Genomic DNA, 23,296 nt, shown 5'->3' with positions numbered 1-23,296 from the left:
GAATGTTTTCTACGATCCTCTCTGAATCCTGTTGTAAAGTTCTTTGGCCGCGTTTTGTTCCGCCGCCTTTTTGCTGACGCCTGTGCCGCTCGCTTCCCATTGATCCCGAATCCGAACGGAAACCTGAAAGACTTTCGAGTGATCGGGACCGGATTCTCCTTTGAGACGATAGATGGGAAGAACCTTAAAGTGTTTTTGGGAATATTCCTGGAGCTGCGTTTTGTAATCCCTGACAGATTCCTCTTTTTCGGGATTTTCCGCAAATTCTATTAAATGTTTGAGAATGAATTTTTCGGCCGCTTCAAAACCGAGATCCATATAGATCGCGCCTACAAGTGATTCAAAAAGGTTCGCGGAGAGTTTACGACGGCCTTTGCCTTGCGAATTTTTTTCCCCTTTCCCGAGCAAAAGGTATTCGCCTAAGTCGAGTTTTTCGGAAATGGAATTGAGGATCGGAGTCGACACGATTCTCGATTTGATGCGGGATAATTCTCCCTCGCTCGCTTTTGGATATTTTTGAAATAACGAACGCGCGGCCACAAGACCTAACACGGAATCGCCTAAGAATTCCAGACGTTCGTTGTCTTCCAAGATCTCAGGATTTTCGTTCTTATACGAACTGTGAATGAATGCGGTATTATAATATTCTAGTTTAGAAAACTTGATTCCGATCTTTTTGGAAAGTTTTTGAAGCGTTTGTACCCGTTCCGGGTTTTTGAGAGAGGAAGAAGGTTGTGTTTTCTTAAGGATCAAAGGAAGGAAAAAAGAATTCCGAGTTCCGCGAAGAACCCGGAAAGTCTCAAACGATTAGGACTTGAGGTTGTCGATGAACTTAGTTACGTCCCCGACAGTTTGAATTTTCTCAGCGTCTTCGTCAGAGATTTCGATTCCGAATTCTTCTTCGAGAGCCATTACTAATTCAACCGTGTCCAGAGAATCTGCACCGAGGTCGTCTATGAAGTGAGCCTCAGGTGTAACTTCAGATTCATCCACTCCAAGTTGTTCTACGATGATAGATTTAACTTTTTCAAAGTCTGCCATTGTTTCCTCCGTACCACATTTAGGTGGTATGATGATTTTTTGTTAGATTTAGCCAGGCGGATATAAAATCCACCGAATTTTATAGATTTAATTCCGAAAATATTTGGCAAGCCAATATACTTTTTTTCAGAAAAAAACTCCTTTAAATTGTTTATTCGTTTTTATTTTTCGAATCGGTTTTTTATCGATTGAAAGCGATCCGTTGCGGAACGAAAAAAATTCGTTCAGGACTCCGTACAATTCAGACCGAATGAAAATGTATTTCGCCGATGAAAGTGAAATTTTGGAGATTCGTAATCGATTGTCACATTAGAACCTTCGTAACGGTCCGCTTTCGAATCCTAATTTTAAAAAGAAAAACGAAAACCGGAAAAGATTTCTTTTTAAAAGAACAAAAGAAAGGTACCGACGGCACTTGTGATTTTTTTTCGAACGAATGAATGGAAATGCGGACAAAGGGATTCTTTCACTCCTGGACGAGTGAAAGAATCATGGAGAATTGGAAGTTCTTATGCGGAAGCGCCCGGTAAAAAGCCACCGCCGTTTACTTCGATTACCTGACCGGTAATGAACGAAGAAATATCGGATGCTAAGAATGCGATCGTGTTCGCGATGTCTTCTGGCTGTCCTGCTCTTTTCAACGGGATCGCCGCAACCATGGCAGTTCTGATTTTTTCAGGAATCGCTTCCGTCATTTCAGTGGCGATAAAACCCGGTGCAATCGCGTTGCAACGCACTTTACGAGAAGCCATTTCCAAAGCCACAGCTTTTGTAAAACCGATCACACCCGCTTTGGAAGCGGAATAGTTGGTTTGTCCGATGTTTCCGTTTACTCCGGCAATCGAAGAAAGATTGATGATGGAACCGCCGTTCGGGTTTTTCATCATAAACTTAATCGCCGCTTGAGTGCAGTTGTAAGTTCCTGTAAGGTTAACCGCAATAACCGCATCCCATTGTTCTTTTTTCATTCTCATAAGAAGAGTGTCTTTGGTGATTCCGGCGTTGTTTACTAAAACGTCTACCGTTCCGAATTCATCCACGCAAGCTTGAATCGCTTTTGCCGCGGAGTCCGCGTCCGCAACGTTTGTTCCGATTCCGATGGCTTTCACGCCTGTTTGTTTTGCGATTTCTTCCGCAGTCGCTTTGCTGGCTTCCTCGTTGAGGTCCGCGATTACGATATTCGCTCCCGCTTTTGCGAGAGTTAAAGCCGTAGACTTTCCGATCCCTCTTGCGGATCCGGTGATTACGGCATTTTTACCTTTTAAATCGATCATAATTCTTTCCTATTCAGGTTCTCTGCGGCTAAAGTATTTCGCTCGAATAGCGGGTCAAGGGAGTTTTCCGCATTTTACGGCAAGGAAACAGAACGAACGTTCTGGTTATTTGAAATCGGACGTCCAATTTTAGAAAGTCCATAAAACCGCCGGGCTTACAAGGTTTTACCGCTTATTAAAAGTGTGGGAACTACCACGTTTTCAATCCAACGGTTTATTACCCAAAACGTAAACGGGAGAAAAACCTCCCCCCGGAGTTCTGAAATTGGTCGTCTGACCTTGATACAATCGGGCGGCCAAAAGAAGAATTCTCTCTTTGTATACGTACGCTCTTAAATCCATTTTATAAGGAACCCGTTGCGCGTCCGCATTCAGAAGAATTCTTTCCGAAGGATGGACGATTTCCTGAATCAGATGATTTCCGGAAAGAATTTCCTGAAACGTTCCTTTGGTGAGTTTATCTCCTCTATAAACGGCCTTACTTCCGTAGCCGGATGTCGGTTTAAAAAAGAATTTCTTTCTTTCTGCCCAGAGAGTGTCCGGATCCACGTCCTTCGCATATCCCGTAAAGGGAACGGTGTTATCGAGAATCTTTCGATCCTCTTCCGGGATTCCCGCATCATTCAGGAAGGAATCGTTTTTCCAGAGAATCAAGTTCGTCTTTTTTGCGTAGAGTTCATAGTCGAGAGGGTTCGGGGTCACAACGACGGTTTGTTTTTCCCAAGCGCTGCACATCGCCTTACTGCCGGGATCGGTAAGATAAAAATCGGTGAGACGATTGTAGATCAGATCGACCTTCTTTCCGTTTACGAAAAGAAAACCTTCTTCGTTCGTTTGAAAGGCTTCGGGCGAAACGATTTCGGAATCGATTCCGCGACTGATAAAGAGTTCTCGGAATAGTAAAAATTCCGGATAAAGAAATTGTTCCTGAGGCGTTTCGTCCACGATCGCGATGAATTTGGGTCGGTCCGGTTTTCCAGCGTCCTTCCATTCCTGAAGAAAGGTTTGTAAAAAATCGGATTCGATCGCATCCAGTTCCTCTTTTTTGGGAAGAGCGTCTCGAACTTCAACACAGCATTCTTGTTGCGCTTCCACGAGCTTCTTTTGTAAAAAGGCTCCGCCTGCATTCGTGTTGATTTCTATCAGTTTCGGACCTTGATCGGTAAGATGAAAATCGAAACTAAGGAAAACACCGCCCTCGGAAAAACGATGCTTTAACGCCTCTGGGAAATCCCGAAGAAGCCGCTTACGAACCATCTCGTTTTTTAAACTTTTCTGAAACGTGGAAACGGTTGTCTGAATCGCATTCAATTCGTTCGGATCCAAAAAGGAGGCGCTTGGGGAAAAGAATCTTTCAGATAACGCGCTCACATCCAAATGTTCGGCACCTTCGGCTTCTAAGATCTTAGAATGAAACGTTTTCTCTAAAACTTTTTTTTCAAGCGTAACACATTGGCATTCGCGGTTGAATAGTTGCGAGATCGTTGTCATTACAGAACCTCCGCGGGTGCAGAAAACCATCTTTTGCGGAACCAGAATGCGACTCGAACCAAGAGAATCAGAGCGGGGACTTCGACCAAAGGTCCGATGACTCCCGCAAACGCTTGGCCGCTTGCGATTCCGAAAACACCGATCGCGACTGCGATCGCGAGTTCGAAATTATTTCCCGCCGAAGTGAACGCGATGGAAGTCGTTTTTGAATATTCCACTTTCATAATTTTCCCGATCCCGAAACTGATCATAAACATAATCACGAAGTAGAATATCAACGGTACGGCGATGATCAGGACGTCCGCGGGAATTTCGAAAATCAGATTTCCCTTAAGACTAAACATAAAGAAAATGGTGAACAACAACGAGATCAAAGTGACGGGTGAAACGAACGGAATAAACGTTTCATCGTACCATTTTTTTCCTTTGTAACGAAGTAGCGTAAAACGTACAAGAATCGCGGAAAAAAAAGGAATTCCTAAATAGATCAGAACGCTTTCCGCAATCTGCCCGATGGTCAAATGAATTTCGTAAACTTCCAAACCCGCATAAGCCGGTAAAATCGAAATGAAAAAGTAGGCGTAAAAGCTGTAGAAAAATATTTGAAAAAGACTATTCAATGCGACCAAACCGGCGGCATAATCTCGATTTCCCTCGCCTAACTCGTTCCAAACGATAACCATCGCGATACATCGCGCTAAACCGATTAAGATCAAACCGATCCTATATTCGGGAAAATCGGCCAGAAAAATACTCGCCAGTGCAAACATCAGCAACGGACCCACGATCCAATTCAGAAAAAGGGAGATCGATAGCACCTTAACGTTGGAAAAAACTTCCTTCATTTTTTCATATTGAACTTTTGCAAGGGGAGGAAACATCATCAAAATCAAACCAACCGCCAAAGGAACATTCGTTGTCCCGATGGAAAGTCGGCTGAAAGCCAACTCCGCTGAGGGAAATATTTTTCCGAATATAACGCCCGCACCCATCGAAAGAAAAATCCAAAACGTAAGATAACGATCGACAAAACTTAATTTAGAACCCATCTCGCCTCAATCCTTAGCCGAAGGGGAAATCAAATTCAATTCTCGCAGGAAATTCAGCGAATACTCGCGAATCATTTCCCGGACTTTTCGAAACTCCTCCTGGATTTCCGTTTCCGTACCGGTAGCCTTTGCGGGATCGGGAAAATTATGATGAAAACGCTCGGCTTTGGAGGGAAAATAAGGACAATTCTCCTTTGCATGATCGCACACGGTAAGAATATAAGAAAAATCTAAATTACGATATTCGTCGATATGGTTGGAAGTGTGTTTCGAAATGTCGATTCCGGCTTCTTTCATCGTGGCGATCGCGCGCGGATTGACTCCGTGAGTTTCGATTCCAGCGCTGTAAATGTCGGCCTTGTCTCCCGCGTAATACCTGAGCCAACCCTCGGCGATTTGGCTTCGACAACTGTTTCCCGTACATAAAACGAGAATTTTCGGTTTATTCATCAGCAACAATCCTCTCCCATTGAGGTTTTATAACGTTTTAAATCTTTGAAAAAGGAAACAACATCAGATTCGAACTCTTCTAAACGAGTCCAATTGATACAATAGCAGGATTTATTTCCTTCGATTTCACCCTTGATCAAACCGATCCCTCTTAATTCCCGAAGGTGCTGCGAAACCGTGGCTTGCGCCAAGGGCAAAACCTCTACAATTTCTCCGCAAATACATTCCTTTCGCTCGGCGATCGTCTGCAAAATTGCGAGGCGAGCCGGATGCGCAAAGGATTTCGAGAAATCCGCCAAGGATCTCGTATCAGCCGAAAACTCCGTCTTCTTATTGACTGCCATATTGTATATCGTAAATATACGATAATAAAAGCAAGTCAATTTTCTAGATCTTGATGAGCGCGGCATAGGATTTTGGATGAGGAATCGACTCGATTATCGAATCATTCCTAAACTCTTTGTTTTCCCTCTTTTGCATTGAGGTGATTTTCTTTTTGCGATCGATTAAAATCGGCTGAGAATTCCAGCCGCAAACCGATTCTTTCCATTAAAATTCTCAACGAACGATTTCCTAACAGACGCATCGCATATAAACGCTTCGGATTCTTCCTTATAACGGTTAAAAATTTTTTTCAACATCAAAGGTGGCTTTGACTGCTCTCATGGACATCTAGGATTCCGGCGGACATTGGGGAGCATGAATTTGAACGGAAAGATATTGAAAAGGGTTCGATTTAAAAACATATTCGATCCCGCACTGAAGCGACAAATCTTCAGCGTCTTTTTTCAATTTTTTATCCGCGATCGCGCAATAAAAGCCGTCAACGATGGAAACGTCATACCGAACAATCTGATTCTCCGGAAGAGCCTCCTCTGTTCTTTTCCATTCCTTCTTGATAAAATCCAGGATTTTCTTTTTCTCGATTTCGACTTGTTTTGGATCCGAGTTCTCTTTCGCAGACGTTTCACCGGAATCTTTCAATGAACGAATCGCCTCAAGACATCGATGTTTTTCAGTCAAAGTTTTCGATGCGGTTACGGATTCGGATCGACCCACATACGTACATGCAACACCAAACGCTCCAAACGCAAGAATCGACCATAGCGGCACCTGACGATTGAAACGTCTTCCCAATGAGCTTATCTTCATAAGTATTTTATTATATACTCTTATGCGTAAGAATGCCGAATCTCTTTACGACTCGAATCAATCCAAAGCAAGGATCGCTTTCGACCAAAAAAAATTCCAGATCAATCGAATCAAAGTTCTCAGAGCGAAAAAACCGATCGCGACTACGGAAAAGATCTGTCTGAATTCGGATCTCATACTTTCCCACATCGGCTGCCCCGCTTCCAAATCGGCGGAGGTTTGCACGAATAAGTCCCAAAAGAATCGGATCGATTTCGAATAATATGCGAGTTCGGCGAAAATACAAACGAATGCGAGAAGGCATACGAGGATTCTCAGTCTTCGATCGATTTTCTTTTCCAAAAGCAGCGCGATATCGACTGCAGCAAAAAAAAGAAGCCCGATAGCGAAAACCGCAATCACATATTTGACGCGAACGAAGTCTTCGGCCTCCATGTTCTCGTGCATTCCTAAAAAAGAATGAAATTTCGAGCTCACCAGAAAAAAGAGAACCGCAAAGATTACGTCGATCCGGAGAGTTCGGTCGAGTTTGTTTTTGATTTCGGTCATGAACGGGAATTCTCCACTTCGCTTAATAATTTAATATTCTTTTTATTATCGGAATGAAATAGCGCGGTTTTAGAAAAGGGGACGAATGAATCCGCCCCCTCGGTTTTCAGCGGTACGCCGGGGCTTTGGAATCGAAATCGGATTTTTCGATTTTGAAATCCTTGGTTGTTCGGAGAGAATCGAAAGCGTTTCTTTCTTTCAAAAGTTCAAGAACCGCGTTCATCGCAAGCCGGTATTGACTTTTCTCCTTATCTTGCGATTCGAGCTCGGCATGTTGATTGCAAAGCGCTTCGTTGAACGGAGTTTCAAAACCGCGGTTCAGTGTACGAAAACAGGCGAAACCGTGATACGCCCATCCGTTCGGATCGTTGCGTAAAGTTCTTATTTTTTCGGGGGAATCGTAGTAACGGGGGGATTGTGTCGCAAATTCTCGGAGCGCCTTTTCAAAGTGACCTACCGAGTTGAGGCAAAGTCGACCGTCGTCGATCGCAAACGCGTAAAAGATTTCCCCTTGGTGTTCGCGGGAAAATTTCTCAATTTCGGCCTGAGCAAAGTCGGCCATTTTTTTTACGTCAAACATGAAGCCCATCCTGCTTTTGTTCTGAAAGTTCTACAACCGTCGGATTATTTTTTGAATCTTTTTTGATTGGTTCCGAAAAGTCGGAAAGAATTCTTCTTTTACGAGGCCTGTTGTAAAGACTCTCGTTCCTCGCAGAACGTTTCGTTTGCAATTTAAGCCTGCAAACGACGAAACAAGTTATGTACGCTTTCGGAGGATGTCGCTTTGAGAAACGAATTGTGCGTTGCGAAAAAGCGAGTCAAGAAATCTCAAAAGGTCCAAGACGTCGCAGAGAAATATTTATGATCTTCTTGATTCGGAAGATAAGGGAATCCTTTTATAATGAGGAACGCAGAAAGATAATTCGACTCGAATCAGATATTGTATTTTTTGAGATCGGCCGCGATTCGATCGTTGATCTGATGTCCGGCGCACACGTTCACGACTCGGATCGCGCTTTGAACCGCAAGCGCGTTGGACGAACCGTGTCCGATTAAACAGATTCCGTCCACTCCGAGCAACAAAGCTCCGCCGTATTCCGCGTAGTCGAGACGTTTTTTGATCGCGGCAAACGTGGGCTTCAGTAAAAGAGCGCCCGTTTGAGCGAGACTGGATTGTTTGATGCTTTCGCGTAACACGTTGAAGATGGATTTGGAAAGGCCTTCCGTGGCTTTTAGAACGATGTTCCCGATAAATCCGTCGCATACTACAACGTCCACGTCCTTTCCGCTTCCGTATAAGTCCCGCCCTTCCACGTTTCCGACAAAGTTGATCGGAAGTTTTTTGATCATCTCGAAAGCCTTCAAAGAAACCGTGTTCCCTTTTTTGTCCTCTTCCCCGTTGGAAAGAATTCCGACTTTCGGATTCAAAATATTGAATATTAGCTTTGAATAAATTTCTCCCATAACGGCGAACTGCGCCAGATAATCCGGCTTACAATCCACGTTCGCGCCCGCATCCACGAGGAGCATAGGAGGTCCGTTTTCTTGGGGAATCGGAGCGGCGATCGGAGGACGAAGAACTCCGGGAATTCTTCCCAAATACAAAAGAGCCGAGGCCATGGTTGCGCCCGTGTTTCCCGGAGAAAACATTCCGACGCAGGTTTTATCCGCTACGAGTTGTGTGGCTTGAACGACGGAAGAATCCTGAAGGGTTCGCACTGCGATCGACGGAGAATCGTTCATATCGATGATCTCCGATGCGTGCTGGATTCTTACTTTGTTTGTGTCGTATTCGAATTTGAGGAGGATCTCCCCGATTTCTTCTTCTTTGCCGACCAGGACGACATTTGCCCCATCCTGGTTAACGGCATTTACGGCGCCTTCAATGATCTTTTCCGGCCCGTAATCGCCGCTCATTACATCGACGGCGACCCACATCATAGGAATTAATTTTCTTCTTTAGGCTTCTTAACTTTCGGCTCTAAAACGATTCCGGTCTTATAGAATCCGCAGGTTGGGCAAATTCTATGAGGAAGTCTGTAAGAATTGCAATTAGGACAAGGAACCAAATTTGGTTTTCCGATGGCATGATGCGCCCGTTTTGTCCTTACTTTTGATTTCGATTTTCGTCTTTTGGGAACTGCCATTGCTTTCCTCTTGGGAAATTGAAGTTGTTAAACTATACTTTTTTGAGGCTGGTAATCCTCAACTATTATTTCGCCGAAATGCGGAGAAGATGGTCTTTTTGAGAGCAAAAAGGAGCCGTCTTGGAACTCAGTAAAACATTCCTTATCCTTACCGGGCTACAACTGAAGATCAATCCGTCGGAGTTACGACAATCTACCGTAAAATTTCGCGCCCCACCCAGATTTTGGGTGGTGGGGAGAGGTGGCGGGAAAACCTCGGAGGATTTTCTATATCAAAAGATCTCACTTTTTGCAATTAACAAACCCCACTTTTGGTCGGAACATTTAAGTTTTAGTCTTCTTCGGTCCATTGTTACTTTATTCAACTTGCGAAGGCTCTCATTGAATTCTACAAATTGGAAAGAGAGTCCATAAATTCAACGGCTTCCTTTCTTTTTCCATAAAGAGAAGAGCGGTTAAAAACGAGCCTGGCCGAAGATTCTAAGATTATGTCCAACTCCGCCAGTCCGTTTGCCTTGAGGGTTCCTCCGGTGGAAACCAAGTCAACGATACAATCCGACAGTCCCACGAGCGGCGCCAATTCGATGCTACCGTAGAGTTTGAAAATCTCGCAGGACAACCCTTTGTGAAAAAAGAATTCTCTGGCTAAATTCGGATATTTCGTCGCGACTCGAATCTTGCGATGACGCGCTTCCAGCGTATAACCTTCCGGCGCCGCAAGAGAAAGTCTGCACTTTCCGATTTTCAGATCGAGCGGAGTAGCGAGGTCGTATCCTCCTTCTTTGAGGACGTCCCAACCGCTGATTCCCGCGTCTGCGGCGCATTGTTCCACGTAAGTCGCAACGTCTTGAGAACGCACGAGAAGAATCCGGATTCTTCCCATAGGATCGTTGTAGATGAGTTCTTTGGAATGGTGATCGGGTTTAGCGGAAAGCCAGCCTTTGGAGATCATCAGATCGATGCTCTCTTCGGCGAGTCTTCCTTTAGGCAAAGCCAGTGTAAGCATCAGCCTTTCTGGTTGAGTTGTATGAGTAAGAATGTCGCGAATTGTTTGACGGTATTGTAATCGGTCGCGGGAGTTTTGATGTCCTGATCGAGAACCTTTTTCAAGGATTCGATCGCTTCCGCCTTTTTACCGTTTTTCGCCTTGAGTCTTCCGGTCTGGTATAAACTCCAAGCTAAGAATCCGTTCGCTTCTCTCGTATTGGAAAGAAGATTGGCCGCAGTCGCAAAATCGGTTTCCGCCGATTCGAAGTTTCCTTCTCTTTCGCGAAGATTTCCCGCGAGATAAAAGTAATACGCCTTTACTTCCGTCGGTTCGTCGATTTTCTTACCGGCCCATTCGATTTTCTCCGCGGCCTTTTGAAATTCTCCGTTTCTGGAATAGAGATCGGAAAGGACTTTTGCCAGTCTCAGATCGAGTTTTTTGGATGAATACTGGGAAGAGATTTCTTCGTATGCTTGTATTTTTTCTTTCAGATCGATCGCAGGATTGGCGCGGAACTTTTTTTCCAACGCTTCCAATGCGATCGTCCCTTTTTCAAACTGAGAATCTTGGTATTGAAAATAGATCACGAACGCGAGAACGATCACAAGAATCGCACCCGCTCCGATCAGAACTTCCTTGATACGAGAAGCGATCGCCCTGAAAAATTTGATCAGAGCCAATTCTATCTTACTGCCTTGAAAATCCGCGTAAGGGTCCACCTTAACTTCTTTCGCGGCCGTTTGACCTACTTCGTAGCGTTTCATATCAAGTCCTTCTTTCCAGGATTCTTATCTGAGAGAAGTGTTCAGGAAGCTTCCCAGACTTTCGCGGGAAGGAGCGTCCGAAGTCTTGAGATACTTGGACATTTCCTCTCTTTCGAGAGCCTTATCAAAGTCCTTGATGGAGAGAGAAATTTTCTTATTCTTCACGTCCACTTTGATGACTGCGGTTTTCACGATCTCATCGGGTTTGTAAACTTCCGCGATGTTCGTTTCTCTTCCGTTCGGAACTTCCGAGATATGAACGAGACCTTCGATTCCGGGAGCCACTTCCACAAAGATACCGAATTCTTTGATGGACTTGATCTTTCCTTCCACGATGGTTCCGATCGGATGTTCGTTGCGAAAAATCTCGTATGGGTTTTCCATCAACTGCTTGAGACCGCAGGAAATTCTCTGCGCGTCCAAGTTCACGTCGAGAATCATGTATTTTACGGTGTCGCCTTTTTTCAATTGAGAAGTAGGATTGCTCGCCTTCTCGTCCCAAGTGATGTCGCTGATGTGGATCAGGCCTTCGATTCCGTTTTCCACTTCGACGAACGCGCCGTATTTTGTAATGCCGGTAATCACACCTTCCAAAACGTTTCCTCTGCGGATTTCAGGGCTTAACTGATCCCAAGGATTCGGTTGAAGTTGTTTTAAGCCGAGAGAAAGTCTTCTGTTTTTGAAATCGATGTCCAAAACCAGAGCTTCCACTTCTTGACCTTTTTTAAGAATGTCTTTCGGTTGCGGGGGTTTTTTAGCCCAAGCCAGTTCGGATGTGTGAATGAGTCCTTCCAGACCTTCTTTCAATTCGACGAACGCGCCGAACTTCGTTAAAGAAGTTACGGTTCCGCGGATGACCATTTCTTTTTCCAAAGAACGTTCCGCCCAAACCCAAGGATCTTCGTAGAGTTGTTTCAAACCTAACGCGAGTTTGTTGTTTTCCTTGTCGAGTTCGAGAACGACAAGTTCCACTTCCTGGCCGATTTGGAAATATTGTTTGAATGGAGCGTATTTTTTGTAGGAAATATCTCTTTGACGCAGAAGACCGGTAACTCCGTCCACTTCGCAGAATACTCCGAAAGAAGCGATTTTGCTGACTACGGATTTAACCTTGTCCCCTACTTTGATTTTGAGAAGAAGAGCGTCCCACTTTTCTTCGTTTACTTCGTCCAAAAGTTTCTTTCTGGAAACCACTCCGGAACGAGTGCGGTCGTTGAGTTCGATGATCTTAAACTCAAGTTCCTTGTTTTTGAAGGTTTCCCCTTCTTTGAATTTATAGCTGAGTTGAGAAGCAGGTAAAAAGAGATCCACTCCTTCTACGTTTACGATGTAACCTTTGCCCTTGATTTCGTTTACGAGACGGCCGGTAACTTGGTAGCCGTTTTTAAACGCTTCTTTTACGATTTCCCAACCTTTTCTTTGGTCGGCTTCTTTTTTGGAGAGAATACATCCGGAATCTTGGGATTCCTTTCTTTTTACGATTGCGGAGACATAATTGCCGCGTTCCGGAGTTTCGTCGAAATCTCCTCTTGGGATACGGCCTTCTTGTTTGAGCCCTTCGATTGCCACATAAACATAGTCGTTGTCGACGGATACGATCTTTCCTTCAACGACTTGATCTTTCCGGAGTTCCGGTTCTTCGTGTATTGATTGTTCCCACTGTTTGAATACTTCTGCAAAAGTGGACTTCTCTTCCTTGTTTGTCATGGGGCGTAGGTTACTCGGCTAATGGTAGTTCAGGATCCGTCTGGAAATTTTCGGGGATCATCGATCCAGAATCTCAAGGATCTTGCTAATTACACTATTTTTTGGTAGGAGATCAGTGTCAACGAGGATTGCGTCGTTTGCCTGATAAAGAGGCGCTATTTCCCTTTCCATATCCGATTTGTCGCGAAGAATGATTTCTCTTTCGATCTCGTCCCGATCTGCGGCGATCCCCTGCTCTTGCAATTGTAAATATCTTCTTTCCGCGCGCACTTTGGAAGAAGCCGTTAAGTAAAACTTGAACTTCGCATCCGGGAAAACTTCGGTTCCGATATCGCGGCCGTCCATGATCAATTTGTAACGTTTCGCGAGAGAATGAAGTTCTTTGTTCACGAAGTCGCGGTAAATTCTTTGGTTCGCGATGTGTTTGATTTCTTTCGTGATTGCGGGGGTTCGAATCGCGAGAGAAACGTCTTCTCCGTTCAGGAGAATTTTGTTTTCGTTTCCTGCGGAGAATTCACAGAGGATATGCGCCGATCCGATCGAGGATTTTGCCTCGTCCGTTTTCACCCATTCGGAGAATTCTCCCGCGTTAGTCGCGGCTTGGAATCGTCGAAATAAAAACAACGTTACAGCGCGATAGAACGCTCCCGTATCCAAATAATTGAATCCGATCTTTTCGGCGATTTGTCTCGCTACGGTGCTTTTCCCCGAACCCGCCGGACCGTCGAGTGCGATCACATTCTCATTCATAAAGACATCCTCGAAGTAAGGTTTCAAATCCAGGAAAAGAAGTTTCGATCCAGGAAGTTTCGTCGATTTCGAGTTGGAAACCGGAAAGGGCTTTGAGGATCAAAAAGCTCATCGCGATCCTATGATCCATATAGGAAAGAATGGAGATCTTTTTTCCTTTGGAAAGTTCGGCCCAAACGATTTCGGATTCTTGAGAGGTTCCGTCTAACGCATAACCGTCCGGATATTCCTCCACTTCGATTCCGAGCGCGCGGAAATTGGAAACCATCGTATGAATCCGGTCCGATTCCTTGGCGCGCAATTCCTCCGCGTGACGGATTTCAAATCCGCCTTCGGCAAAGAGTCCCGCTACGGACAAAATCGGAATTTCGTCAATGATCGAAGGAATTAAGGATTCCGGAATATTCACTTTCTTTAATGCGGAAGGATATGTTTTGAGATCGCCGACGGGTTCTCCGCATTCGATTCTTCGGTTGAGAATTTCGATCTTCGCTCCCATGAGTTCCAGCACTTTTAAGATTCCGATCCGGGCCGGATTCAGCCCGATGTTCTGAATCAGAAGATTTCCTTCCTTTGCCAAAACGCCGAGCACCAAAAAAAACGCCGCCGAGGAAATATCGCCCGGCACTTTGAATTCTCCTCCGTTCAAAACGTACGGAGGTTTGATTTTAAAATGAAGAGGCGAGATCCGTTCGATCTTGTTTCCCAAAAATTGAAACATGTTTTCGGTATGATCCCGCGACAATATGTTTTCCGAATATTCCAATTCCGTTGAGGACGCGATCGCCGCGAGCATCAGACAGGATTTGATCTGTGCGCTCGCAATCGGACTTTCGTATCGGAACGCACTCAATTTTTTCCCTTCGATTTTCAGCGGAGCGGTTTCTTTTTCTCCGAGCCCGACGATCGAGGCGCCCATCGCAGTCAGAGGTTTGATGATTCTTCCCATCGGACGTTTTTTCAAGGAATCGTCACCTGTCAGAGTCGCTTTCACTCCGGGAAGTCCGCAGATCAGTCCCGCCGACAGACGAATTCCCGTTCCCGCGTTTCCGAAGTCGAGTTCCACGTTAGGCGAAACGAGAGCATCCTTTCCGGGACTCGTAAATTCGTATTCGCCGGGCGCGATCTTTCGAACATTTAACCCGAGTTTGGTGAACGCGGACATCGTATTGAGCGGATCTTCCGCTTCGAGAAATCCCGTCACCTTGGAACGCCCCTTGGAAAGAGCGGCGAACAAAACGGAACGATGCGATAAGGATTTATCTCCGGGAACCGTGATCTCCCACGACTTAAGTTTAGTGTTTCTTGGAATCATCCTGGTTCTTCAAAATATAATCCCTGGATCTGCGGGAGGTTTCCATGAAACCCTCCCATTCTTTCGGATTCAGGGTGTTTTTTGGATTCAATTTTTCTAATATAATATCGAGTCGATCGCGGTAGTCGAGAAGCGACTTATAGATTTCCTCTTGGTTCGAGGAAAAAATCGCCGCCCACATCTTCGGATTGGAACCGGCGATCCGGGTCATATCGCGAAAGCCTCCTCCGTTCAACGGAATCGGGGACATGTCCGTATATTGTTTTACGATCTTCTGATTGGCCGCCCAGTCCGCCATGATCGAGGAAAGTATATGGGGAGAATGGGATAGATACGATAGAATGGCGTCGTGTTTATCGGCGGGAATTTCGATCGTTTCCATTCCGATGTTTTTCCAAAACGTGTCCAAACTCGTCCGAACTTCCGGCCTCGCGTGTTTGGGAGAAGTCAGAATACAAAGCCTTCCTTCGTAAAGGGACGCGTTCGCAAACTCGAGTCCTGATTCCTCGGAACCGCACATTGGATGCGACGAGACGTAATTGTGCGCGTTCGAAAACCGGGCTTCAACCGCGTGAATGATTTCTTTTTTGGTCGAACCGAGATCGGTGATCACACCTTCGTAATCGAGAGGAAGTTCGGAGATCAGCTTCACGGTGAGATCCACCGGAACTCCGAATATGATAAAATCGTAATCTTTCCAACGTTTGGTAGAATGAAATTCGTCCGAGGTCAAAATCTCGTCCGCTGAACGGAGAGATTCTCCCTTTGATTTGCTTTTGGAGGAACTGACTACGCCCGTGACGCGCGCGGAGATTCCCTTCTTCTTGAGCGCCAAGGACAAAGAAGCGCCCATCAGCCCGAGACCGTATATGAGAATATTAGAAAATTCTGATTTCACAGGCTTTGCGGAGACATCGGATAGGAACCGAGAACCCGGAGAAAGATCGTGTTTTCTTTCAAGCTGGAAAGAACGGCTTGGATGGATTCGTCCTTTTGATGACCGTTAAAGTCGATGAAGAAGTTGTATTCCCAGGAATTTCTTCTCGTAGGTCTGGATTCTATCTTTGTCAGATTGAGTTGATGATCGAAGAAAGGTTTTAATACGCGATACAAAGCCCCCGGTTTATCGGGACAGGAGAACACGACGGAAGTTTTGTCGTTTCCGGTCGGAGGACATTGATTTTTTCCGATGATCAAAAACCGGGTCGTGTTGTCGGCGAGATCTTCGATGGACTCGCGGATCAAACTGAGTCCGTAGATTTCCGCCGCGATGGAAGAAGCGATCGCCGCGCATCCTTCCTTTTTTTCCGCTACGATCTGCGCGGCTTTTGCGGTGGAGGAAGTTTCCACGATCTCGACGTGCGGTAAGTTTGCGGCGAGCCAATTCTTGCATTGAGAATTCGCGATCTTGATTCCGTACAAAGTATGGATTTTGGAAAGGTCGTGTTCGAATCCCAAAAGACTGATGCTGATTCTCAGATAATGTTCGGAATAAATGAGAAGGTCGGAAACCAAAAACTGATCGAGCGTGGAATTGACGAGTCCTTCGCTCGAGTTCTCGACCGGAACGACTCCGTAGTCGATCTTATCGGTTTCTACGGCGCGAAACACGTCGGGAATGGAATTGAATTCCAACGCTTGGATCGAAGCTCCGAAACGAGTACGAACCGCTTGATTGGAAAAGGAACCGGCAGGTCCGAGATAACCGACTTCCAATCCTTTTTCGACGGAGATGGAACCGGACATGATTTCGCGGTAAATGGCGATGAGTACTTTGTCGGGTAACGGCCCCGCGCTCAAAGACTTTATCTTTTCATAAACTTCTTTTTCGCGATCGGGACGGAAGACCGGTTCGTTTCGTTCGCGCTTGAGTTCGCCGATTTTCGCGACGAATTCCGTGCGAGCCTGGATCGCCTTTACGATCTCTTGATCCAGAGAATCGATCTGATCTCGGAAGACTTTTAGTTGTTGATCCAGGTCACTCATTTTCGAGTAAATCGTCCAGGTTTTCAAATTTCAGCTCTTTGACTTCCACAGGAGCCGGAAGATCCGATAGTTTATTCAATCCGAAATGAATCAAGAATTCTTTGGTCGTTCCGTAAAGCGCCGGTCTTCCCGGAACTTCTTTGTTGCCGATCGGCTTGATCAATTTTTTGGATATGAGAGAAGTCACCATCGCTCTGGAGGAAACTCCGCGGATCTCGTCGATTTCGGGAAGAGTGATGGGTTGTTTGTATGCGATGATGGCAAGAGTATCCAAACTGGATTTGGAAAGTTGTTCCCTTCTTTTTTCCTTGAAGATGTTTCCGAGAATTTCGGAATATCCCTCGTTGGTCACGAACTGATAGGCGCCGCCGATTTCCTTTAAGAGAAAGCCGCCGTTCTTTTCGGAATAGTCTAATACGAGTTCGTCGAGAATTTCTCTTGTCTCGGTCTTTTCCATTTCGGCGGACTTGGCGATGCTCGCCAATTTAAGAGGTTCACCGGAAACGAATAATAACGCCTCGATCAATCCTTTGAGTTTTGCCCTGTCCCGTTCCACTGTTCCTCTACCAGAAATAAACGGATCTCCCCGAAAAGTTTGTGCTGCTTAGCCCGGAGAATCCTCTGCTTACTTAGTTCCAGCAATGCCAGAAAAGTGGCAACGATTTCTGCCTTTTCCGGAACTTCCTTCTCGAATAATTCCGGGAAAGTAACTTCCTTTTTTTCTCGGAGGGAAGAAAGGATTTTTTCCATCTTTTCTTCCACCGTAAATCGGTGAGGTGTGGTGAGTAATGCGGGAATTTCCGCGTCGTCGACTTTGGCTTCGAGAATTTCGTTGAACGCGCCGATCAAGTCCAACAAAGAAACGTCCAGCCAATTGTCCTCTTCTTCCAAGGTGACGTTGGATTCTCTTCGGAAAACCCCTGTCTGGACCTGATCCATTTCCGAGAGCCGTTTTGCGGTGAGCTGGAATTTTTTGTGTTCTAAAAGTTTTTCAACAAGTTCGGGGGGAAGCGGCGGCTCGTAGTCTTCTTCCTCAAATCCCGGATCCGGCAACAGCGCCTTGGATTTTAAGTAGATAAGATTGGCCGCCATCAAGGCGTATTCCGCGCTGAGCTCCAAGGAAAGAGTCTCTGAAATCCGTAAGAAACTTAAAAAATCACGGGTGATGCGAGAGAGAGAAACATCAAAGATGTCCACTTTGTAACTTTCAATCAAACTCCAGAGGACTGAAAGAGGTCCTTCCGTCAAACCTCCCTCGGAGTTGTTCCATTGAACTACAAAGGACTTACCGGATTCTTCATTCTCCATTCAAAGACTTTTGCCTCTTAAGAATTCAGAGCTTTGTCCGCCGCCTGCTGGAGTCTTTCCGGAGAAAACGGTTTTACGACGAAGTCTTTGACTCCCATCTTGATTGCCTTTGCCAAAAGGTCTTCCTGACCGAGCGCGGTTACCATGATGATTCTCGCTTTCGCATCCAACTTGAATATTTCCTGAGCCGCTTCGATTCCGTCTTTTTCACGCATGGTAATATCCATCGTGACCAGATCCGGCTTCAAAGACTTGTATTGCTCCACGGCAATATTCCCGTTTTCAGCCTCACCTACGATCTCATGACCGGTTTGGGTGAGCGCGTCTTTTACCATGGTTCTCATGAATTTGGCGTCATCCACAACGAGAATTCTGGCCATAATTAAATTCCTCTCTCTTTCAAAATGATTTGGATCCTATTGATGATTTCGGTCACAGGCTCGATATATTCGACGCCTCCCATTTCAACGGCCTGACGGTTCATTCCATAAATTACGGAAGTTTGTTCGTCCTGTGCAATCGTGGAACCCCCGGCTTCTTTCACTTTTACCATAGCCGCCGAGCCGTCCTTTCCCATACCGGTCATAATCACACCGATTATCCCGCTTTTATATTCTTCGATCGCGCTGTTTAGGAGAACTTCAATGGAAGGTCTGTGTCCATTTACGGGAGCTTCCCTGTTCAGGGCAATCCATTTCCTCCCGCCGCGAGATTGAACGGAAAGATGCGCGTCTCCCGGTGCGACGTAGCCCGTATTCGGTTCGATCGGTTCGCCGTCTTCGGCTTCCTTCACTCGAATTTTGGAATGTTCGTTGAGTCTCATCGCGAACGCTTTCGTAAAACCTGCGGGCATATGTTGCACGACTAGTATCGGCAGAGAAATGTCCGCGGGGACTCTGGAAAAAACTTCCTGCAATGCTCTCGGTCCACCGGTGGAAGTACCGATACAGATCGCTTGCACGGGAGTTTTTTTCGCCGGCGCTCCGCCGGAAGGAACGGTCGTCACCGGAACTTTTTTTAATGAGACAATGGAAGGAATTCTTACGCGGCTTTCGAAGAATGCGAGAATCTTGGACTTGAGAATGTTTCCGATTTCTTCGGGATCGAATTGAAACGCGCTCGAAGGTTTGGGAACGAAGTCGATCGCGCCGTATTCCAAAGCCTTGAACGTGGCCTCGGCTCCGTTTTGAGTCAGAACCGAAAGCATGATGACCGGAATTCCCATCCTCTTTTTTTGAAGCTCGTGCAAGGCCGTAAGACCGTCCATCACCGGCATTTCCACGTCGAGGATGATGACGTCCGGATTCAATTTTTGCGCGAGTTCGATACAATCCACACCGGTCTTACCGGTGGCGACGACGAGAATCTGGGAATCTTTTTGGATCTGATCGGAGATGATGTTTCTCACTAAAAGAGAATCATCCACGATGACCGCGCGGACCGGGTTGGGAACCATTTCCTTTAGAACCTCGGGATCAACTGGATCAATTCGTCAAAGTCCGGAAGGAATAAAAGAACGCCGAGAAGATCGTTTCCTTCGTGATTGAATTCGGTCAGCATACTTAAGAATTTCGTTCTCTCCGGTTTTACGACGTCCAAAACCTGCATAAACGTTCCTTCCAAAAATTCGGGAACGGAAGGCATCACGCTCGCTTTCGCCTTGTTGGAAATCGAGTTCATTACCGAAGAACAAACGATATTGGAGATCTCGCTGAGAACGGACTTCGCATCGTCGGTCAAACCGGAACCGGGGGGCATATCCGAACCGAGAAGTTCTCTCGCGAGATTGCTCGCGTTTTCTCTGGAGAACATCATCAAAAGATTTCCGTTCAAATCTCCGTTCATGCGGATTCTCAAGCCGTAAAAGTGGTCGTCCGAAAAACGGATCTCTTCCGCGAGACCGTCGCGGTCGTTCATGATGATTTCCGGAATAAAAAGATCGATGTTCTTTTTCAAAAGCTGGGAAAGAACCATACCCGCGTTCATCATTCCCGTGTTGACTACGCTTTCGAGTTTTTTGATTTCCTCTTTGGAAAGGGCGCCTTTGAAGTCCTTTGCGGGACCGACGGACATCGTACGTTCTTTCTTTTGAGATAAGAAGCTGTCGATGATCGACTTGGCTCGTTTTTGTTCCTCTTCGCTCGCGCTTTGATCGAGCGCAATGTCGGTGATATGAGAACGATATTCCTCTTCCGACTTGGAAACGAACGGTTTACGCGGAGTGGAGGGAGAATCCGAAAACGAAGTCACGGTCGGAGGCGGAGTAGTCTTCGGGGATTCAGGAATTACGGGTTCGCCGGCGGCGGGAAGTTGTCTTTCCTGAGGAGCTTTCATTTCCACGCTGAGAGCCGCCGCGAGTTCTTTTTCTTCGCGGATCATTTCTTCTTTGTCCACGACGATGCGTTTCATCTCGCGGGTGCGTTCGGTCTTTTTCTTTTTCAGACGTTCACGGTTCGTGATCTCGTGCAGTTTGTGATTGTAGACGTTCGTGGGATTTGTCGTTTTTTGAACGTAGAGTTCCTCTTCGCGGTCCGCGGAATGAATCGAACTGATTCTCCGCATCGTTTCGAGATGATAACGAACGACGGTGTCCGTGTCTTCGAGTTCGGACGCGATCTCTACGATTCCGGGAATGTCCAAAACCATGATGATGGTTCCGTCTCCCATGATGGACGCACCTGTGAGACCGTGGATGTTTTTGAAATTCTTTTCGAGAGACTTGATGACCGTCTCGTGTTTGCCCACGAGTTCATCGACCATAAATCCGATCTTGCGACCTTTGTATTGAACGATGACAACCGGAAATTCTTCGCGATCCGTTTTGTCCTGAAGGCCGATGATGCGGTTGAGTCTGTAGATCGGAAGAACCTCTCCTCTGAGATTGATGATTTCGTTCCCTTCGAGAGTGGTGATCTGATCGTTGTGAATCTTGATCGTCTCGTTGACTTCCGAAAGAGGAAACGCATACACTTCCTCTTCCATAAGAACGAGAATGGAAGGAATGATCGCAAGAGCTTGCGGAAAGGAAAGAACAAAGGAAGTCCCCTGACCTTTCGTGCTGTTGATCAAAATTTTCCCTTTGAATTCCTGGATGAGATTGTTCACGACGTTCATGCCCACGCCGCGACCGGAAATATCCGTGATCGTATCGGCTGTCGAAAATCCCGCTTGAAAAATGAACTGATAGATTTCCTGCTCGGTGAGATTGGAAGCTTCGGTCGCGGAGACGAGTCCCTTCTCGATCGCTTTGCGGAGAATTTTTTCCGCGTCCAAACCGCGACCGTCGTCGCGGATCTCCACCATAATATTGCTTCCGCCTTGGTAAGAATTGAGTTCCACCGTTCCGGTTTCCGATTTTCCCGCGGCGACTCGTTCGGACGGAGTTTCAATTCCGTGATCCACGGAGTTGCGGATCAAATGGAGAAGCGGTTCACCGAGCGCATCGATGACTTTTTTGTCGAGTTCGGTCGATTCTCCGCTGAGAATCAAATTCACCTTCTTGCCGGTTTCGAGCGAAAGGTCGCGCACCAAACGCGAGAATCTGCGGAACACAGTGGAGATTTGAACCATTCGGATGTTCATGATTCCGGATTGGAGTTCTTTCGAGATTCGGTTGATGAGATCGATTCTGGATTTGAGATCGTTGAAGAGTTGGTCCTCACCGAAGATTCGGATCAGATCGTCGTAGATTCTTTGAAAGCCGGAATTCGTAATGATCAACTCTCCCACGTTATTCATGAGCTGATCGAGTTTATCGGAGGATACTTTAATACTCTTTAATGTAACCTTGGATTCGGACGCCGCCATATCGTCGTCCATCTTGAATCCCGTCGCCGCGACTTCCTCCTGAACGACGGGAACGTATTCCTGAATGTCGAGGGTTTCCACCATATCGACGTTAGCCGCCGTTCGTATCTGTTCCAGGGATTCGGAAGAAAGAAATAAAAGCGTGATGGAAGTGACGTCGACTCCCTTTTCCAATTCTTCGAGATCGGGAACGGATTTATAAACGACTCCTAAATTTTTTAAGTTCTGAAGAATCAAAGAAAAACGAAGACCCTTCATCGGAGAATCTTTTCCGAGGCTTACGGAGATCTTCAGACATTTTCCGGCTTTGCGGATTTCCTCTTCGAGTTCGCGAACCTCTTCCGCTTCCAAACGAATGTCCAAACCTCCCGAAGTGGAAGGACGCAAAGCGGCGCTCGGTGCGGAAGAAGATGTCGGAGCCGCGGCTGGACGGGCGGGTGCTGCTTCAACGGGTTTTGGCGCCGGAGCGGAAGTCTCGGCGGGCGCGGAACCTGCAACGCCGGAAAAAGAAGAAGGATCTTTTTCGTACGCGTCCAGCTTTTGAATCATCTCCGTAAACGGGGTATCGATCTTTTTCCCTTGGCTCACGTTGGCGATCACGTATTTGATCAGATCGAAACATTGAAACAGAAGATTGACGAGAGGAAGTTTGACTTCGAGTTTTCCGTCTCTCGTCAACTGAAGAAGATTCTCCATCTTGTGAGCGAGATCGGAAAGATTGTATAAACCGACGAAAGCCGCGGAACTTTTGAGCGAATGAGCCGCGCGAAAGATATCGTTGATGATCGAAAGATTTTTATGATCCGCTTCGAGACGAAGAAGGTTCGCGTTCAGTTCTTCGATTTGGTCTTCGGACTCTTCCAAAAAGAGTTCGGTGTATTCTCCCAGAATTCCAGCCATTACGCGACCTCCTGTTCAAAGTTGATCAGGACGGATAGGTTTAAGTTAAGGATCAAAGTTTCCTCCGCCTGGCTGACAGATTCTATCAAAGAACTGTAATTGAGAGTGAGATCGTCGGTGGCTTTGCTGATTTTGTCGAATTGAATTTTCACCACTTGTTTTACCGTATCGACGAGAATTCCCGCGCGTTTTTCTTCGTGAACGACGACGATGATTCTTGTGGAAGGAATGATCTCGCTGTATCCGATTCCGAAAACCTGCTTTAGATCTAATATCGGAATGATCTCTCCTCGGAGATTAATCACCCCGAGAATATAATCGTCTCCGTTCGGAATTCTTGTGATCGGAACCGGCTTCAGAATTTCGTGGATTTTTAGGATATCGATTCCGAAGATTTCGTCCTCGACGTTAAAGGTAAGATATTCCTTTTGAGAGTCCGTCGTTTTATCCGCTTCTAAGGATTCAAGATATTGTCTATTATCGAATGAGGCCATGATTGTATACCCGAAGGTCTCCGTTAAAATCCAGGATCAATATATAAAACAGATTGCGATTTGTTTTTCAAGAACAATCGAAAGAAAGCATTCGCGAAACCTAAAAATTCTCACTCTATTTATC

Annotated in this window: 25 protein-coding genes; all 25 read right to left on the bottom strand. The window is 46.0% G+C overall.

All coding sequences use genetic code 11. The features are described from left to right. Window positions 1-9: 9 nt before the first annotated feature. Entirely contained in the window at window positions 10-753 is a 744-nt protein-coding gene (gene rnc, locus LFX17_RS05510) for a ribonuclease III (protein WP_238745536.1), read from the bottom strand. A 54-nt stretch (window positions 754-807) separates the two neighbouring features. Then, a complete protein-coding gene (gene acpP, locus LFX17_RS05505) occupies window positions 808-1,041 on the bottom strand; it encodes an acyl carrier protein (protein ID WP_000753030.1) in 234 nt (77 codons plus the stop codon). Window positions 1,042-1,550: 509 nt separating this feature from the next. Further along, a complete protein-coding gene (fabG, locus tag LFX17_RS05500) occupies window positions 1,551-2,315 on the bottom strand; it encodes a 3-oxoacyl-[acyl-carrier-protein] reductase (protein WP_118955413.1) in 765 nt (254 codons plus the stop codon). Between the two features lie 201 nt (window positions 2,316-2,516). Beyond that, a complete protein-coding gene (locus tag LFX17_RS05495; RefSeq protein ID WP_238745534.1) occupies window positions 2,517-3,806 on the bottom strand; it encodes an ATP-grasp domain-containing protein in 1,290 nt (429 codons plus the stop codon). Then, window positions 3,806-4,855: an ACR3 family arsenite efflux transporter gene (arsB, locus tag LFX17_RS05490; protein ID WP_238745531.1), complete on the bottom strand. Its 1,050-nt coding sequence runs from the start codon at window positions 4,853-4,855 to the stop codon at window positions 3,806-3,808. The genes LFX17_RS05495 and arsB overlap by 1 nt, the downstream gene beginning before the upstream one ends. A 6-nt stretch (window positions 4,856-4,861) precedes the next feature. Beyond that, entirely contained in the window at window positions 4,862-5,305 is a 444-nt protein-coding gene (locus LFX17_RS05485) for an arsenate reductase ArsC (protein WP_238729358.1), read from the bottom strand. Continuing rightward, on the bottom strand, window positions 5,305-5,649 hold the full coding sequence (locus tag LFX17_RS05480) for an ArsR/SmtB family transcription factor (protein ID WP_238729357.1): 345 nt from the start codon (window positions 5,647-5,649) through the stop codon (window positions 5,305-5,307). Before LFX17_RS05480 ends, LFX17_RS05485 begins: the two co-directional genes overlap by 1 nt. Window positions 5,650-5,977: 328 nt before the next feature. Continuing rightward, complete coding sequence (locus LFX17_RS05475; protein WP_238745528.1) at window positions 5,978-6,457, bottom strand: hypothetical protein; 480 nt, start codon at window positions 6,455-6,457, stop codon at window positions 5,978-5,980. A 57-nt stretch (window positions 6,458-6,514) separates the two neighbouring features. Continuing rightward, the gene (locus LFX17_RS05470) at window positions 6,515-7,006 is read right to left on the bottom strand and encodes a hypothetical protein (protein WP_238729356.1); all 492 of its coding nucleotides are present in this window, start codon (window positions 7,004-7,006) and stop codon (window positions 6,515-6,517) included. 106 nt (window positions 7,007-7,112) lie between these two features. Beyond that, the gene (locus LFX17_RS05465; RefSeq protein ID WP_238729355.1) at window positions 7,113-7,586 is read right to left on the bottom strand and encodes a DUF4303 domain-containing protein; all 474 of its coding nucleotides are present in this window, start codon (window positions 7,584-7,586) and stop codon (window positions 7,113-7,115) included. Between the two features lie 353 nt (window positions 7,587-7,939). Then, on the bottom strand, window positions 7,940-8,947 hold the full coding sequence (gene plsX, locus LFX17_RS05460) for a phosphate acyltransferase PlsX (RefSeq protein WP_238729354.1): 1,008 nt from the start codon (window positions 8,945-8,947) through the stop codon (window positions 7,940-7,942). Between the two features lie 5 nt (window positions 8,948-8,952). Continuing rightward, on the bottom strand, window positions 8,953-9,153 hold the full coding sequence (gene rpmF / locus LFX17_RS05455) for a 50S ribosomal protein L32 (RefSeq protein ID WP_000290471.1): 201 nt from the start codon (window positions 9,151-9,153) through the stop codon (window positions 8,953-8,955). Between the two features lie 388 nt (window positions 9,154-9,541). Next, on the bottom strand, window positions 9,542-10,159 hold the full coding sequence (hisG, locus tag LFX17_RS05450; RefSeq protein WP_238745525.1) for an ATP phosphoribosyltransferase: 618 nt from the start codon (window positions 10,157-10,159) through the stop codon (window positions 9,542-9,544). Beyond that, on the bottom strand, window positions 10,159-10,905 hold the full coding sequence (locus tag LFX17_RS05445) for a YfgM family protein (protein ID WP_238729352.1): 747 nt from the start codon (window positions 10,903-10,905) through the stop codon (window positions 10,159-10,161). The genes hisG and LFX17_RS05445 overlap by 1 nt, the downstream gene beginning before the upstream one ends. Window positions 10,906-10,929: 24 nt before the next feature. Next, window positions 10,930-12,612 (bottom strand): 30S ribosomal protein S1, encoded by a 1,683-nt coding sequence (locus LFX17_RS05440; protein WP_238729351.1) that lies wholly within the window; start codon window positions 12,610-12,612, stop codon window positions 10,930-10,932. 57 nt (window positions 12,613-12,669) lie between these two features. Beyond that, entirely contained in the window at window positions 12,670-13,362 is a 693-nt protein-coding gene (gene cmk, locus LFX17_RS05435; RefSeq protein ID WP_238745513.1) for a (d)CMP kinase, read from the bottom strand. Beyond that, window positions 13,355-14,677: a 3-phosphoshikimate 1-carboxyvinyltransferase gene (gene aroA / locus LFX17_RS05430; RefSeq protein ID WP_238745511.1), complete on the bottom strand. Its 1,323-nt coding sequence runs from the start codon at window positions 14,675-14,677 to the stop codon at window positions 13,355-13,357. The genes cmk and aroA overlap by 8 nt, the downstream gene beginning before the upstream one ends. Further along, window positions 14,658-15,575 (bottom strand): prephenate dehydrogenase, encoded by a 918-nt coding sequence (locus LFX17_RS05425; RefSeq protein ID WP_238729348.1) that lies wholly within the window; start codon window positions 15,573-15,575, stop codon window positions 14,658-14,660. The genes aroA and LFX17_RS05425 overlap by 20 nt, the downstream gene beginning before the upstream one ends. After that, a complete protein-coding gene (gene pheA / locus LFX17_RS05420; protein WP_118955428.1) occupies window positions 15,572-16,663 on the bottom strand; it encodes a prephenate dehydratase in 1,092 nt (363 codons plus the stop codon). Before pheA ends, LFX17_RS05425 begins: the two co-directional genes overlap by 4 nt. Next, window positions 16,656-17,219, bottom strand: a complete 564-nt coding sequence (gene scpB, locus LFX17_RS05415) for an SMC-Scp complex subunit ScpB (RefSeq protein ID WP_238729347.1) — start codon at window positions 17,217-17,219, stop codon at window positions 16,656-16,658. The genes pheA and scpB overlap by 8 nt, the downstream gene beginning before the upstream one ends. Continuing rightward, window positions 17,186-17,971, bottom strand: a complete 786-nt coding sequence (locus tag LFX17_RS05410) for a segregation and condensation protein A (RefSeq protein WP_238729346.1) — start codon at window positions 17,969-17,971, stop codon at window positions 17,186-17,188. The genes scpB and LFX17_RS05410 overlap by 34 nt, the downstream gene beginning before the upstream one ends. A gap of 17 nt (window positions 17,972-17,988) precedes the next feature. Then, complete coding sequence (locus LFX17_RS05405; protein ID WP_004458304.1) at window positions 17,989-18,351, bottom strand: response regulator; 363 nt, start codon at window positions 18,349-18,351, stop codon at window positions 17,989-17,991. Between the two features lie 2 nt (window positions 18,352-18,353). Beyond that, window positions 18,354-19,427, bottom strand: coding sequence for a protein-glutamate methylesterase/protein-glutamine glutaminase (locus LFX17_RS05400; RefSeq protein ID WP_238729345.1), 1,074 nt, complete (start codon window positions 19,425-19,427; stop codon window positions 18,354-18,356). A 5-nt stretch (window positions 19,428-19,432) separates the two neighbouring features. After that, window positions 19,433-22,678 carry a chemotaxis protein CheW gene (locus LFX17_RS05395; protein ID WP_238729344.1) on the bottom strand — a complete coding sequence of 1,082 codons (3,246 nt, stop codon included), beginning with the start codon at window positions 22,676-22,678 and terminating at the stop codon, window positions 19,433-19,435. Next, window positions 22,678-23,172, bottom strand: a complete 495-nt coding sequence (locus LFX17_RS05390) for a chemotaxis protein CheW (protein WP_118955433.1) — start codon at window positions 23,170-23,172, stop codon at window positions 22,678-22,680. The genes LFX17_RS05395 and LFX17_RS05390 overlap by 1 nt, the downstream gene beginning before the upstream one ends. Window positions 23,173-23,296 lie beyond the last annotated feature (124 nt).

Source organism: Leptospira sanjuanensis, from assembly GCF_022267375.1.
GTDB classification, from domain to species: Bacteria; Spirochaetota; Leptospiria; order Leptospirales; family Leptospiraceae; genus Leptospira; species Leptospira sanjuanensis.
The sequence above is the reverse complement of the archived record's forward strand: the minus strand, read 5'-3'. Positions and strand labels throughout refer to the sequence as shown.

Coding starts and splice junctions, on each gene's coding strand:
- LFX17_RS05465 (WP_238729355.1), bottom strand. CDS start 7,586: ATGTTTGACGTAAAAAAAATGGCCGACTTTGCTCAGGCCGAAATTGAG.
- aroA (WP_238745511.1), bottom strand. CDS start 14,677: ATGATTCCAAGAAACACTAAACTTAAGTCGTGGGAGATCACGGTTCCC.
- LFX17_RS05480 (WP_238729357.1), bottom strand. CDS start 5,649: ATGGCAGTCAATAAGAAGACGGAGTTTTCGGCTGATACGAGATCCTTG.
- acpP (WP_000753030.1), bottom strand. CDS start 1,041: ATGGCAGACTTTGAAAAAGTTAAATCTATCATCGTAGAACAACTTGGA.
- LFX17_RS05485 (WP_238729358.1), bottom strand. CDS start 5,305: ATGAATAAACCGAAAATTCTCGTTTTATGTACGGGAAACAGTTGTCGA.
- fabG (WP_118955413.1), bottom strand. CDS start 2,315: ATGATCGATTTAAAAGGTAAAAATGCCGTAATCACCGGATCCGCAAGA.
- LFX17_RS05390 (WP_118955433.1), bottom strand. CDS start 23,172: ATGGCCTCATTCGATAATAGACAATATCTTGAATCCTTAGAAGCGGAT.
- arsB (WP_238745531.1), bottom strand. CDS start 4,855: ATGGGTTCTAAATTAAGTTTTGTCGATCGTTATCTTACGTTTTGGATT.
- LFX17_RS05445 (WP_238729352.1), bottom strand. CDS start 10,905: ATGAAACGCTACGAAGTAGGTCAAACGGCCGCGAAAGAAGTTAAGGTG.
- plsX (WP_238729354.1), bottom strand. CDS start 8,947: ATGATGTGGGTCGCCGTCGATGTAATGAGCGGCGATTACGGGCCGGAA.
- LFX17_RS05410 (WP_238729346.1), bottom strand. CDS start 17,971: ATGGAGAATGAAGAATCCGGTAAGTCCTTTGTAGTTCAATGGAACAAC.
- LFX17_RS05495 (WP_238745534.1), bottom strand. CDS start 3,806: ATGACAACGATCTCGCAACTATTCAACCGCGAATGCCAATGTGTTACG.
- LFX17_RS05395 (WP_238729344.1), bottom strand. CDS start 22,678: ATGGCTGGAATTCTGGGAGAATACACCGAACTCTTTTTGGAAGAGTCC.
- LFX17_RS05470 (WP_238729356.1), bottom strand. CDS start 7,006: ATGACCGAAATCAAAAACAAACTCGACCGAACTCTCCGGATCGACGTA.
- LFX17_RS05440 (WP_238729351.1), bottom strand. CDS start 12,612: ATGACAAACAAGGAAGAGAAGTCCACTTTTGCAGAAGTATTCAAACAG.
- LFX17_RS05405 (WP_004458304.1), bottom strand. CDS start 18,351: ATGGCCAGAATTCTCGTTGTGGATGACGCCAAATTCATGAGAACCATG.
- pheA (WP_118955428.1), bottom strand. CDS start 16,663: ATGAGTGACCTGGATCAACAACTAAAAGTCTTCCGAGATCAGATCGAT.
- cmk (WP_238745513.1), bottom strand. CDS start 13,362: ATGAATGAGAATGTGATCGCACTCGACGGTCCGGCGGGTTCGGGGAAA.
- LFX17_RS05400 (WP_238729345.1), bottom strand. CDS start 19,427: ATGGTTCCCAACCCGGTCCGCGCGGTCATCGTGGATGATTCTCTTTTA.
- LFX17_RS05475 (WP_238745528.1), bottom strand. CDS start 6,457: ATGAAGATAAGCTCATTGGGAAGACGTTTCAATCGTCAGGTGCCGCTA.
- rpmF (WP_000290471.1), bottom strand. CDS start 9,153: ATGGCAGTTCCCAAAAGACGAAAATCGAAATCAAAAGTAAGGACAAAA.
- hisG (WP_238745525.1), bottom strand. CDS start 10,159: ATGCTTACACTGGCTTTGCCTAAAGGAAGACTCGCCGAAGAGAGCATC.